Origin of the sequence: Kitasatospora sp. NBC_01266 (genome assembly GCF_036242395.1) — a bacterium.
In the GTDB taxonomy this organism is placed as follows: Bacteria; Actinomycetota; Actinomycetes; order Streptomycetales; family Streptomycetaceae; genus Kitasatospora.
The window spans coordinates 3445664-3458775 of the sequence record NZ_CP108458.1 but is presented as its reverse complement, the minus strand read 5'-3'; the positions used below and the strand labels follow the sequence as shown (position 1 = coordinate 3458775).

The 13112-nt window shown below is 72.6% G+C and carries 11 protein-coding genes; 7 read left to right on the top strand and 4 right to left on the bottom strand.

The window, feature by feature from the left end; all coding sequences use genetic code 11:
* Window positions 1-128: 128 nt before the first annotated feature.
* Window positions 129-1049 carry a formate dehydrogenase accessory sulfurtransferase FdhD gene (gene fdhD, locus OG403_RS14790; RefSeq protein ID WP_329564711.1) on the bottom strand — a complete coding sequence of 307 codons (921 nt, stop codon included), beginning with the start codon at window positions 1047-1049 and terminating at the stop codon, window positions 129-131.
* 139 nt (window positions 1050-1188) lie between these two features.
* Here fdhD and hutH point away from each other — a divergent pair, with 139 nt between their 5' ends.
* Complete coding sequence (gene hutH / locus OG403_RS14785) at window positions 1189-2763, top strand: histidine ammonia-lyase (RefSeq protein WP_329572314.1); 1575 nt, start codon at window positions 1189-1191, stop codon at window positions 2761-2763.
* Window positions 2764-2791: 28 nt separating this feature from the next.
* Here the strand turns inward: hutH and OG403_RS14780 are convergent, their stop codons facing one another.
* Window positions 2792-3235: a hypothetical protein gene (locus tag OG403_RS14780; protein ID WP_329564710.1), complete on the bottom strand. Its 444-nt coding sequence runs from the start codon at window positions 3233-3235 to the stop codon at window positions 2792-2794.
* Window positions 3236-3402: 167 nt separating this feature from the next.
* Between OG403_RS14780 and OG403_RS14775 the strand changes: the two genes are divergently transcribed.
* The 6 genes from OG403_RS14775 to hutI all read left to right on the top strand — a co-directional run bounded on the left by OG403_RS14775 (window position 3403) and on the right by hutI (window position 10392).
* Window positions 3403-4272, top strand: coding sequence for a MurR/RpiR family transcriptional regulator (locus OG403_RS14775; RefSeq protein ID WP_329564709.1), 870 nt, complete (start codon window positions 3403-3405; stop codon window positions 4270-4272).
* A 120-nt stretch (window positions 4273-4392) separates the two neighbouring features.
* Complete coding sequence (locus OG403_RS14770) at window positions 4393-4728, top strand: hypothetical protein (protein WP_329564708.1); 336 nt, start codon at window positions 4393-4395, stop codon at window positions 4726-4728.
* Window positions 4729-4907: 179 nt separating this feature from the next.
* On the top strand, window positions 4908-6593 hold the full coding sequence (gene hutU / locus OG403_RS14765) for a urocanate hydratase (RefSeq protein ID WP_329564707.1): 1686 nt from the start codon (window positions 4908-4910) through the stop codon (window positions 6591-6593).
* Window positions 6594-6610: 17 nt separating this feature from the next.
* Window positions 6611-7798 carry an allantoate amidohydrolase gene (locus OG403_RS14760; protein WP_329572313.1) on the top strand — a complete coding sequence of 396 codons (1188 nt, stop codon included), beginning with the start codon at window positions 6611-6613 and terminating at the stop codon, window positions 7796-7798.
* Window positions 7786-9180 (top strand): formimidoylglutamate deiminase, encoded by a 1395-nt coding sequence (locus OG403_RS14755; protein ID WP_329564706.1) that lies wholly within the window; start codon window positions 7786-7788, stop codon window positions 9178-9180. The genes OG403_RS14760 and OG403_RS14755 overlap by 13 nt, the downstream gene beginning before the upstream one ends.
* Before the next feature lie 45 nt (window positions 9181-9225).
* Entirely contained in the window at window positions 9226-10392 is a 1167-nt protein-coding gene (gene hutI, locus OG403_RS14750) for an imidazolonepropionase (protein WP_329564705.1), read from the top strand.
* A 112-nt stretch (window positions 10393-10504) separates the two neighbouring features.
* Here the strand turns inward: hutI and OG403_RS14745 are convergent, their stop codons facing one another.
* Window positions 10505-12013: a peptide MFS transporter gene (locus OG403_RS14745; protein WP_329564704.1), complete on the bottom strand. Its 1509-nt coding sequence runs from the start codon at window positions 12011-12013 to the stop codon at window positions 10505-10507.
* Window positions 12014-12479: 466 nt separating this feature from the next.
* Window positions 12480-12695 (bottom strand): hypothetical protein, encoded by a 216-nt coding sequence (locus OG403_RS14740; RefSeq protein WP_329564703.1) that lies wholly within the window; start codon window positions 12693-12695, stop codon window positions 12480-12482.
* Window positions 12696-13112: the final 417 nt, after the last annotated feature.

Below are 13112 nucleotides of genomic sequence, written 5' to 3'. Positions count from 1 at the left end.
AACGACGCGGCGGAGGAGGCGGTGCTGGTGGTCGGCGGCTACCGCGGCGTGGTCGCGGCCGGCGGGGCCAATCCGGCCGGCGGCTGGCTGATCGAACTCTTCGCCGACGACGCCACGCTGCCGCTGGGTCAGATCGCCCCGGCGCTGCGGACCCTGGTCGCGGTGGCCCTCTCGGGGCCGGCCTCGCCACCGCCGGGGTGAGGGATCGCGGGTCCCGGAGCGGGTCGGCTCCCGGTGATCCGGTCCGCCCGGGTGTACACGTTCGCGCTCTCACCGCGCAGGAAGCCGACCAGCGTCAGCCCCAGCTCCTCGGCGAGGTCGGCGGCCAGCGAGGAGGGCGCCGAGACCGCCGCCAGCAGCGGTAGCCCGGCCAGCGCCGCCTTCTGGGTCAGCTCGAACGAGGCGCGGCCGCTGACCAGCAGCAGGTGCCCGGTGAGCGGCAGCCGGTCCTCGCGCAGCGCCCAGCCGATCACCTTGTCCACCGCGTTGTGCCGCCCGACGTCCTCGCGCGCGCAGAGCAGCTCGCCCTCGGCCGTGAAGAGGCCGGCGGCGTGCAGCCCGCCGGTGGAGTCGAAGGTGCGCTGGGCGGCGCGCAGCGCGTCGGGCAGCCGGTAGAGCAGCTCGGGGCGGACGGTGAGCGGGTCGTCGGCCGGCTTGAAGCGGACGTGGGTGCGGACCGCGTCCACCGTGTCGCGTCCGCACAGTCCGCAGGCGCTGGTGGTGAGCAGGTTGCGGTGCGCGGAGAGCGGGACGGTGTCGGCGCCGCGCAGGGTGGCGTCGACCACGTTGTAGGTGTTCTGCCCGTCCTGGTCGCTCCCCGCGCAGTACCGCAGCGCCGCCAGCTGCTCGCGCCGGTGCAGCAGCCCCTCGCCGACCAGGAAGCCGGCCACCAGGTCGAAGTCGTGCCCCGGGGTGCGCATGGTGACGGTCAGCGCCTCGCCGCCGATCCGGATCTCCAGCGGCTCCTCCGCCGCCAGCGCGTCGGGGCGCGGCGTCTGCTCGTCCCCGCGCAGCCGCACCACGCGCCGCCGTGCCGTCGCCCGTGTCATACCGTCACCCGCCCTTTCCCGCCCGCACCCCGGCCACCCGGATCCGTGCCGACTTCATCCCCCAGCATGAGGCATCCGGGCTTTTGGACGTCCACGGTTGTCATATCTTCATTCAGCTGATCTGATAGTGCATATGGATATGCACAGTGCTCCGGCCGCCGACGCGCCGCTCGTTCAGGTCGGCAAGGCCGACGTCACCGCCGAAGACGTGCTCGCCGTGGCACGTGGCAACGCCCGGGTCGAGATCGGCCCGGACGCGCTGGCCGAGATGGCCGCCTCGCGGGCCAGGATCGACGCGCTGGCCGCCGAGCCGCGCCCCGTCTACGGCATCTCCACCGGGTTCGGTGCCCTCGCCGTGCGGCACATCAGCCCCGAGCTGCGGGCCCAGCTGCAGCGCTCGCTGGTCCGCTCGCACGCCGCCGGCATGGGCCCGGTGGTCGAGCGCGAGGTCACCCGCGCGCTGATGTTCCTGCGGATGAAGACCCTGGCCTCGGGCCGCACCGGGGTGCGCCCGCTGGTCGCCGAGACGATGGCCGCGATCCTCAACGCCGGCATCACCCCCGTGGTGCGCGAGTACGGCTCGCTCGGCTGCTCCGGCGACCTCGCCCCGCTCTCGCACTGCGCGCTGGTGCTGATGGGCGAGGGCATCGCCTACGGCCCGGACGGCGCCGAGCACCCGGCCGGCGAGCTGCTCGCCGCGGCCGGCATCGCGCCGGTCGAGCTGCTGGAGAAGGAGGGCCTGGCCCTCATCAACGGCACCGACGGCATGCTCGGCATGCTGGTGATGGCCATCGCCGACCTGTCCCGGCTCTTCACCACCGCCGACATCACCGCCGCGATGAGCCTGGAGGCGCTGCTCGGCACCGAGAAGGTGCTGGCCCCCGAGCTGCACGGCCCGATCCGCCCGCACCCGGGCCAGGCGCTGAGCGCCGCCAACATGCTCGCCGTGCTGCAGGGCTCCGGCCTGACCGGCCACCACCAGGACGACGCGCCGCGGGTCCAGGACGCCTACTCGATCCGCTGCGCCCCGCAGGTGGCCGGCGCCGGCCGCGACACCCTGGCGCACGCCCGCACCGTCGCCGAGCGCGAGCTGGCCGCCTCGGTCGACAACCCGGTGGTGCTGCCGGACGGCCGGGTGGAGTCCAACGGCAACTTCCACGGCGCCCCGGTCGCCTACGTGCTCGACTTCCTGGCCATCGCCGCCGCCGACCTCGGCTCGATCGCCGAGCGCCGCACCGACCGGCTGCTGGACAAGAGCCGCTCGCACGGCCTGCCGGCCTTCCTGGCCGACGACCCGGGCGTGGACTCCGGTCTGATGATCGCTCAGTACACCCAGGCCGCCCTGGTCAGCGAGAACAAGCGGCTCGCCGTGCCGGCCTCGGTGGACTCGATCCCCTCCTCGGCGATGCAGGAGGACCACGTCTCGATGGGCTGGTCGGCCGCCCGCAAGCTGCGCCAGGCCGTGGACAACCTGGGCCGGATCCTCGCGGTCGAGCTGACCGCCGCGGCCCGCGCGCTGGAGATCCGCACCGTCGACGGCAACGCCCAGTCGGCGCCGGCCACCGCCGCCGCGATCGCCGCCGCCCGCGAGGCCGGTGTCGGCGGGGCCGGCCGGGACCGCTTCCTGGCCCCCGACCTGGCCGCCGCCGAGGCGCTGGTCGCCTCCGGCGCCCTGGTCAAGGCCGTCGAGCAGGTCACCGGGCCGCTGGCCTGACCGGATGCCGAGCCGGAGTGAGCGGGCGTCAGGCCCACTCGCTCCGGGTGGCGTTCAGCTGCTGGCGGCGCTCCTCGCGCTCCCGCTCCTGCCGGTTGGCGAGCACGGCGGCGAAGTTGACGCCGACGATGCCGGCCCAGGTGGCGAGCATGCCGGACAGGCCCGCGGCGGAGCCGATCCCGGTCAGCGGGATCGCGAAGACCAGCGACAGGAGCGGCAGCGACCTGGTGGACCAGCCGCGCCGCTCCTCCCGGCCGCCGCGGCGCTCCGGCCGGGAGGGCGCGGGACCCAGGTCGGCCAGGCGTTCGGCGACCCGCTGCTCGACCCGGGCGTCCAGCCGGGCGTCGACCCGGGAGAGGAAGGAGTCGACCAGCGCCGACTCGTACTCGGCGCCGAGCTCCTTGCGGGTCTGCAGTGCGGCATCGAGGTCGGCCCGGAACTCCGAGGGACCACTGTCGTGGCGAGGATCCATGGCACCAAGGGTGCTGGTTGGTGGCGGCCCCGGTAAAGCCGCGACCGGGCCTCTCAGGGGGAAATCAGGGTGACCCTGAGGCCGGGGCGTCCCGGCGGACGAGACACCATTGCCCCCGCCGTGCAGCTGCTGCACAGTACGTCAAAGCCTGTCGAAAGGGACGCACCATGAGTACCAGCGCCGAGTCGTCCCCCGCTCCCTCCGCCCGGCTGCTGGAGCTCTTCGACGGGCACCGCCTGACCCCCACCCAGCGCCGGATCGCGCACGCCCTGGTCCGGCACGCCGCCGAGGCGCCGTTCCTGTCCAGCGTCGAGGTGGCCGAGCTGGCCGGGGTCAGCCAGCCCTCGGTCACCCGGTTCGCGGTCGCGCTCGGCTACGACGGCTATCCGGCGCTGCGCAAGCGGCTGCGCGACCTCGGGGTCGGGGAGCCGGCCGCGCCGCCGGAGTCGCCCACCGAGGTGGTGCGCAACGAGCACCAGCAGGCCGTGCTGGCCGAGATCGCCCACCTGCGCCGGCTGGCCGAGCTGCTCGCCGACCCGGAGCCGATCGTGCGCGCCGCCCGGCTGCTGGCCGCCTCCCGCCCGCTGCCGGTGCTCGGCCTGCGGGCCGCCTCCGCGCAGGCCCGCGGCTTCGCCTACTTCGCCGCCAAGGTGCACCCGGACATCCGGCTGCTCGACGAGGGCGGCTCGATGCTCGCCGACCGGATCGAGCAGGCCGCCGCGGCCGGCGCCTCCGCGCTGCTCTGCTTCGCCCTGCCGCGCTACCCGCGCGAGTTGATGGACGCGCTGACGGTGGCCCGCGGCTGCGGCCTGACCGTGCTCACCGTCGCCGACAGCGCCTTCGCCCCGGTGGCGGCCCGCTCGGACCTGCTGCTGCCCGCCGAGGTCGGCACCGGCCTGGTCTTCGACACCGCCTGCGCGCCGATGGTGCTCGGTCGGGTGCTGCTGCAGACCATGTGCGACGAACTCCCGGGCGCCGAGGCCCGGCTGGAGTCGATCGAGCAGTCCTCGGCGGCGCGCGGGCTGTTCCTCGAATAGTCCGGTGGCAACACGGCAACAGTGCGGGCCGATTGACCCCGTCGTGGAGTAGTACTCGCCGGACCGGGCATCCCCTCCTTGGGACGAACGGGGGTGTCCGCGATGCGCGTGATCCACGAAATGAGACCGGTCGGCCGGCTTGCCTCGGGTGCCGAGGAGTGGGCCTGCCCCGCTTGCGGTCGCCGGGTGGCGCTCGGCCCGCCCGGGCCGGGCCTGACCATCCTGGAGCCGGGTGACGAGAGCGCCGTGCACATCGGACTGGTCGACCCCGCGCCGCCCCCGGGCGGCACCGCCGAGCGCTACGGCCTGGGCCCGGTCCAGGAGATCCCGCGCCCGCCGTCGCTGCCCATGCTGCCGGCCGAGGCGGGCGGCCCCGCCGACCCCGAGACCGCCGAGCGCGACCGCCAGTGGCTGGCCGAGATCGGCATCGACTGGGACGGCGACGCGGCGGCCTGAACACCCGACGGCCCCCGCCGCGTTCGCGCGGCGGGGGCCGTCGGCGTGTCCGGGTTTGCGACTGCCTTCCCGCAGGGTCTGGCCCAGGCCGGACTGTTTGGATATATTCAGCTTGGATGTCATTGAATTAATCCATCCGGAGCAGTCCGGTCCGCAGTCAGTACAGGGAGAGCGACGGCATGGTGCAGCAGACGAGTGGCCCGCGCGAGGTTCGCGCAGCACGTGGGACGAACCTCAGCACCCAGGGGTGGCAGCAGGAAGCCGCGCTGCGGATGCTGATGAACAACCTCGACCCCGAGGTGGCCGAGCACCCCTCCAAGCTGGTCGTCTACGGCGGCACCGGCAAGGCGGCGCGCGACTGGCGTTCGTACGACGCGATGGTGCGCACGCTGCAGACGCTGAAGCAGGACGAGACCATGCTGGTCCAGTCCGGCCGCCCCGTCGGCGTGATGCAGACGCACGAGTGGGCGCCGCGGGTGCTGATCGCCAACTCCAACCTGGTCGGCGACTGGGCCAACTGGGAGGAGTTCCGCCGGCTGGAGAACCTCGGGCTCACCATGTACGGCCAGATGACCGCCGGGTCCTGGATCTACATCGGCACCCAGGGCATCCTGCAGGGCACCTACGAGACCTTCGCCGCCGTCGCGAACAAGAAGTTCAACGGCACCCTGGAGGGCACCATCACCCTCACCGCCGGTCTCGGCGGGATGGGCGGCGCCCAGCCGCTGGCCGTCACCATGAACGGCGGCGTGGCGATCTGCGTCGACTGCGACCCGTCCCGGATCTCCCGCCGGATCGAGCACCGCTACCTGGACGTCGAGGCCAAGAACCTGGCCCACGCGCTGGAGCTGGCCACCGCCGCCCGCGACAAGAAGCAGCCGCTCTCGATCGGCCTGCTGGGCAACGCCGCCGAGCTCTTCCCGCAGCTGCTCGCGATGGACGCGCCGATCGACATCGTCACCGACCAGACCAGCGCGCACGACCCGCTGAGCTACCTGCCGATCGGCGTCTCCTTCGACGACATGGCGACCTACGCGGCCGAGAAGCCGGCCGAGTTCACCACCCGCTCGCGCGAGTCGATGGCCAAGCACGTGGAGGCGATGGTGGGCTTCCAGGACGCCGGCGCCGAGGTCTTCGACTACGGCAACTCGATCCGCGGCGAGGCCCAGCTGGCCGGCTACGACCGGGCGTTCGCGTTCCCCGGCTTCGTCCCGGCCTACATCCGCCCGCTCTTCTGCGAGGGCAAGGGCCCGTTCCGCTGGGCCGCGCTCTCCGGTGACCCGCAGGACATCGCCAAGACCGACAAGGCCGTGCTCGACCTCTTCCCGGAGAACGAGTCGCTGCACCGCTGGATCAAGATGGCCCAGGAGAAGGTGCACTTCCAGGGCCTGCCCGCGCGGATCTGCTGGCTCGGCTACGGCGAGCGCGACAAGGCCGGCGAGCGGTTCAACGACATGGTCGCCCGCGGTGAGCTCGCCGCGCCGATCGTGATCGGCCGCGACCACCTGGACTGCGGCTCGGTGGCCTCGCCGTACCGCGAGACCGAGTCGATGCTGGACGGCTCCGACGCGATCGCCGACTGGCCGCTGCTCAACGCCATGGTCAACGTCGCCTCCGGTGCCTCCTGGGTCTCCATCCACCACGGCGGCGGCGTCGGCATCGGCCGCTCGATCCACGCCGGCCAGGTCACGGTGGCCGACGGCACCGCGCTGGCGGGCGAGAAGATCCGGCGGGTGCTCACCAACGACCCGGGCATGGGCGTGATCCGGCACGTGGACGCCGGCTACGACCGGGCCGACGAGGTCGCCGCCGAGCGCGGGGTGCGCGTCCCGATGAACGAGCACAGCCCCATGGGTGAGCTGTGACCGACACGTTCGGTGCGATGTGGGCGGAGCTGCTCCCCGTGGGCCGCTCCGCCGCCTCCGGCGGCTACCGCCGGCACGCCTGGAACGCGGCCGACGCCGAGTGCCGGGCCTGGTTCGAGGAGCAGGCCCGCAGCCGCGGCCTGGGCTACGAGCTGGACCGCAACGGCAACCAGTGGGCCTGGCTCGGCGACCGTGCGGGCGAGGGCGCCATCGTCACCGGCTCGCACCTGGACTCGGTGCCGGACGGCGGCGCCTTCGACGGCCCGCTCGGTGTCGTCTCCTCCTTCGCCGCGCTGGACGAACTGCGCTCCCGGGGAGCCGAGTTCAGCAAGCCGCTGGCGATCGTCAACTTCGGCGACGAGGAGGGCGCGCGGTTCGGCGTGGCCTGTGTCGGCTCCCGGCTCAGCGCCGGACTGCTGACCCGGGACCAGGCGTACGAGCTGCGCGACGCGAGCGGCCGCCGGCTGCCCGACGCGATGGAGCAGGCCGGGCAGGACCCGAGCGCGATCGGCGCCGACCACGAGCGGCTCTCCCGGATCGGCGCCTTCGTCGAACTCCACGTCGAGCAGGGCCGCTACCTGGGCGAGGACCAGCCGGTCGGGGTGGCCGGGGCGATCTGGCCGCACGGCCGCTGGCGCTTCGACTTCCACGGCGAGGCGAACCACGCGGGCACCACCAGGATCGAGGACCGCCGCGATCCGATGATCACCTACGCCAACACCGTGCTCTCGGCCCGCAAGAAGGCCAAGCTGGCCGGCGCGCTGGCCACCTTCGGCAAGATCGCGGTGGAGCCCAACGGCACCAACGCGATCGCCTCGCTGGTGCGCGGCTGGCTGGACTCCCGGGCGGCCGACGAGGCCACCCTCGACGAGCTGGTCGAGCAGATCCGGCAGGCCGCGACGGAGCGCGGCGAGCGCGACGGCGTCAAGGTCGAGCTGACCCGTGAGTCCTACACGCCGGTGGTGGACTTCGACGTCCCGCTGCGCGACCGGCTGGTCGCCACCCTCGGCGGCGTCCCGGTGCTGCCCACCGGCGCGGGACACGACGCCGGAATCCTGGCATCCGCCGTGCCGACCGCCATGCTGTTCGTACGGAACCCGAGCGGTGTCTCGCACTCCCCGGCCGAGCACGCCGAGGAGCCCGACTGCCTTGCGGGTGTGGCCGCACTCGCGGACGTCCTGGAGGACCTGGCATGCCATCGGTGACGCAGACCGACCAGCGTGAACCCCGCGGTGAGGTGGTGCGGAGCTACTGGGCGGAACACGCCTGGCTGCCGCACGTCAACGGCCCGGTGGTCGAGTCCGAGGTGCTGATCGAGGTGGCCGCGGACGGCCGGATCGCCTCGGTCACCCCGGACAGCGGCCCCTGCCCGGCGCACGCCGTGCGGCTGCGCGGCCTGCTGGTCCCCGGCCAGGCCAACGCGCACTCGCACGCCTTCCACCGCGCGCTGCGCGGCACCGTGCAGGTCGGCTCCGGCACCTTCTGGACCTGGCGCGACACCATGTACCGGTTCGCCGGCGCGCTCGACCCGGACAGCTACCTGGCGCTGGCCACCGCCGTCTACGCCGAGATGGCGCTGGCCGGCATCACCTCGGTCGGCGAGTTCCACTACCTGCACCACGCCCCGGGCGGCGCCCGGTACGACGATCCCAACGCGATGGGCGAGGCGCTGATCGAGGCCGCCGCCCGGGCCGGCATCCGGATCACGCTGCTCGACACCTGCTACCTCTCCTCCGGCTTCGGCGCCGACCTGACCAAGCCCCAGCTGCGGTTCGGGGACGGGGACGCCGAGGCCTGGGCCGAGCGGGCGAGCGCGCTCAAGCCCCGCGAGCACGCCCGGCTCGGCGCCGCGATCCACTCGGTACGCGCGGTGCCGGCCGAGCAGTTGAGCACGGTGGCGCACTGGGCGGCGATGCGCAAGGCACCGCTGCACGTGCACCTGTCCGAGCAGACCGCCGAGAACGACGCCTGCCTGACCGCGCACGGCGTCACCCCGACCCGGCTGCTCGCCGACCACGGCGTGCTCGGGCCGCGCACCAGCGCCGTGCACGCGACCCACCTGACCGAGGAGGACGTCAAGCTGCTGACCGACTCCTCCACGGTGATCTGCATGTGCCCGACCACCGAGCGGGACCTGGCCGACGGCATCGGCCCGGCCCGGCAACTGGCCAGCGGCGGCTGCCCGGTCACCCTGGGCAGTGACAGCCACGCGGTGATCGACCCGTTCGAGGAGGCCAGGGCGCTGGAGTTGAACGAGCGCCTGCGCACCCGCACCCGGGGCCACTGGACCGCGGGCGCGCTGCTGCGGGCCGGCACCGAGGACGGCCACGCCTCGCTCGGCTGGCCGGAGGCCGGCCGGATCGAGGCCGGGGCGCTGGCCGACTTCACCGTGCTGGCGCTGGACTCGGTGCGCACCGCCGGCCCGGCCCCGCACCTGGGCGCCGAGACCGCCGTCTTCGCCGCCTCGGCGGCCGACGTCCGGCACGTGGTGGTCGGCGGCCGGCGGATCGTCATCGACGGGGTGCACCAGGCCCTGACCGACGTCCCGTCAGCGCTGCGCGGTGCCATCGCCGCGCTGCTTCCGTAGACCGGTCCTGCTCCTCCCCGCTACGTACCACCTCCTGAAGGGCTCATGACCAGCACCCTGATCACCAACATCGGCGCTCTGGTCACCAACGACCCGTCACACCCCGGCCTGCTCGGACTCCTCGAGCAGGCCGCCGTGGTGATCGACGGCTCGGTGATCACCTGGACCGGGCGGGCCGCCGACGCCCCCGCCGCCGACCAGGTGTACGACGCGCAGGGCCGGGCACTGCTGCCCGGCTTCGTCGACTCGCACGCCCACCTGGTCTTCGCGGGCGACCGGACCGCCGAGTTCAACGCCCGGATGTCCGGCCAGGCATACACCGCGGGCGGCATCCGCACCACGGTGGCCGCCACCCGGGCCGCCACCGACGAGCAACTGGACGCGAACCTGGCCCGGTTCATCCGCGAGGCGCTGCGCCAGGGCACCACCACCGTCGAGTGCAAGTCCGGCTACGGCCTCACCGTCGAGGACGAGGCCCGCGCGCTGCGGATCGCCGCCGGGCACACCCCGGAGACCACCTACCTGGGCGCGCACGTGGTCGCCCCCGAGTTCGCGGACGACCCGGCGGGCTACGTCGACCTCGTCACCGGCGAGATGCTGGACGCCTGCGCCCCGCACGCCCGCTGGGTGGACGTCTTCTGCGAGAACGGCGCCTTCGACGGCGACCAGGCGCGGGCGGTGCTGACCGCCGGGATCGAGCGCGGCCTGACCCCCCGGGTGCACGCCAACCAGCTCTCCTACGGGCCCGGCGTGCAGCTCGCGGTGGAGCTGGGCGCCGCCTCGGCCGACCACTGCACCCACCTGACCGACGCGGACGTGGCGGCGCTGGCCGGCTCCGGCACGGTGGCCACCCTGCTGCCCGGCGCCGAGTTCTCCACCCGGGCCGCCTACCCGGACGCCCGCCGCCTGCTGGACGCCGGGGCCACCGTCGCGCTCTCCACCGACTGCAACCCCGGCTCCAGCTTCACCACCTCGATGGCCTTCTGCATCGCGGTGGCCGTGCGCGAGATGGGCATGACCCCCGACGAGGCAGTGCACGCCGCCACCATCGGCGGCGCCCGCGCCCTGCGCCGCACCGACGTCGGCCGGATCGCCCCCGGCACCCGCGCCGACCTGCTGCTGCTCGACGCCCCGTCCCCGGTCCACCTGGCCTACCGCCCGGGTGTCCCGCTGACGGCGGCCGTCTGGCGGGCGGGCGTGCGCGAGGTCTGAGCGCCCGTGCCGGTAAGTGCGTTGCCGGTACAGGCGTTGCCGGTGCATGCGTGAGGGCCGCCACCCGGATCGGGTGGCGGCCCTCACGCATGGCCGCGTCAGCGGCGCGGCGTCAGTGGATGTCGCCGAGCAGCTTGTTGACGCGCTTGCGGGAGAAGGCCAGGGCGATGCCCAGGATGATCGCGAGCACGCCCTGCGAGGCGAAGTACCAGGTCGTGCCGGTCGAGTCGCCGAGCACCAGCTGGACCATCGCGGCCACGCAGTCACCGGCGGTGACGGCGAGGAACCAGACACCCATCATCTGGCTGGCGTACTTCGCCGGGGCCAGCTTGGTGGTGACCGACAGGCCGACCGGGGACAGGCTCAGCTCGCCGACCGTCTGCACCAGGTAGACGAGGGCCAGCCAGAGCGGGGTGACCTTGGTGCCGCCGGTAGCCGCGGCCATCGCCAGCATCATGACCAGGAAGGAGAGGCCGATCAGCAGCAGGCCGATGGCGAACTTCATGGTGGTGCTGGGGTTCTTCGCCCGTCGGGACAGCGCCACCCACAGCCAGGCGAAGACCGGGGCCAGCACCATGATGTAGAGCGGGTTCAGCGACTGGAACCAGCTGGAGAAGAAGTGCACACCGAACAGCGAGGACGCGGTGTTCTGGGTGGCGAAGATGTTCAGCGTGGAGCCGGACTGGTCGTAGATCATCCAGAATGCGGCGGCCGCGACGAAGAACCAGACGTAACCGCGCACCTTCGACTTCTCGTCGCCGGTCAGTTCCCGGTCCGCCAGCATCCGGCGGATGTAGAAGGCCGGGATCAGGATGCCGGCGATGGACAGCGGCCAGATCGCCCAGCTGATGGTGAAGTGGCCGCTGCCGCAGACCACGCCGTAGAAGACCGCGGCCGCGGCGGCCCACAGGCCCGCCTTGCGCAGGATCACGCGCTTCTCGGCCGGGGTGATCGGGGAGCTGACCTGGCTGCTGCGCGCGTCCAGGTGGCGGCTGCCCAGCAGGTACTGACCCAGACCCAGCGCCATGCCGACACCGGCGAGGGCGAAGCCCAGGTGCCAGTTGACGCTCTGCGCCACGGTGCCGATCGCCAGCGGGCCGATCAGCGCACCGAGGTTGATGCCCATGTAGAAGACGGTGAAGCCGCCGTCGCGCCGCGGGTCGTTCGGGCCGTCGTAGAGGTGGCCGACCATCGTGGAGATGTTGGCCTTGAGCAGGCCGGAGCCCACCGCGATGAGGGCCAGGCCCGCGAAGAACGAGACGGTGGCGGGAACGGCCAGCAGGAAGTGGCCGAGCATGATGATGCAGCCGCCGACGGCGACGGTCTTCCGCGGACCCCAGAAGCGGTCGGCGATCCAGCCGCCGGGCAGGGCCAGCAGGTAGACCATGGCGTTGTAGACGCTGTAAATGGCGGCGGCGAGGCCGGCCGAATAGCCGAGGCCGCCGTGCGAGGTGCTGGCGACCAGGTAGAGCACCAGCACGGCACGCATGCCGTAGAAGCTGAATCGCTCCCACATCTCGGTCATGAAGAGGTTGGCGAGCCCGCGGGGGTGCCCGAAGAAGGTCTTACCGCCGGAGGAGGTCGGCTGCTGAGTGCCGAGGTCCAAGGTCGTAGACGCCATGCTTAGTGGTTCCTTGCTGCGTGGGGTCCGCCGTCTGCGAGGTGGTGGACGGTCGAGCCCGAACTCCGTGGTGGTGGTTGCCTGCTACTGGGTGCAGCAGATCGCCACGGAGTGCGACACGGGGGGACGAAACCACTGTACGGCCAGCCCGGACCGGACATGTCCGGATAGAAGTCCACTGATCGTATCGATTCGGCATATGGACTCCGGGGGCCTGGGGATGAATCCAAGGTGAACCGGCGTTTACTCCTTCGAAGCTACGGCTTCCTCGTGGGCACCTGGCTTGATCCGGACTACGGTCTACGAAGCGCAGGTCTGCGTGCACGGAACGTCAGCATCACGCGGTGTGAATTACTTCACGCAGCCCGTGTGTGCGCCGCCGGGTGGGGCAGGCGGGCCGGGCGGCCGCCGGGCCCCTGGGGGCTGCGGCGACCGCCCGGCCGGTGGCCCGGTTACGGCTGAAGGCTCACTTGCAGCTGAAGGTGGTGTGGAACAGGGCGTGGCTCAGCTGGCAGCCCAGGGTGTAGCCGACCTGGCCGCTCTGCCACGCGTCCGGGCTGCCGTCGCCGAAGGCCGAGGCGTTGGCCGTGCCGCCGACCATCATGGTCAGGCCGGCCGCCATGCCGAGGGTGGCGATGACGGTGGCCACGCGGCGCTTGCCGGTCGACTTCTTGTTCTGCATGTCTTGCTCCTGGGAATTGTGCAGTGCCGCCGTGATCGGCGCATGCGGATATACCCGCATGATGCCGATCGGTCGGCGGCGGGAAATCAGGGATTCCGCCGCCGGTCGGGCGGTGGAATGAGGATGAACTTAGCGGCGGGAAAGGTGTCCCACAAGGGTCATTCGGCGGGGTTTCCCGAGCGCATTTCCGTGATCCGGCGAATTTCTCACGATGCGTTATGACCTGGGCCGACCGGTTGCTCAAGGGATGCTCAGCTGCGGCGTGCGAGTTGGGCGGTTCGTACCGGTTCCAAGTGCCGGAATTATCCTCGGGGTGGGTTGGCCAGGCGTCAGAAGAGCCGCTGTGCGGCCGAGTTCGATGACGGTGCGGCGCCGTCCCGGACGGCCCCGCCGAATGGCGGGGAACGGTCCCCGCTC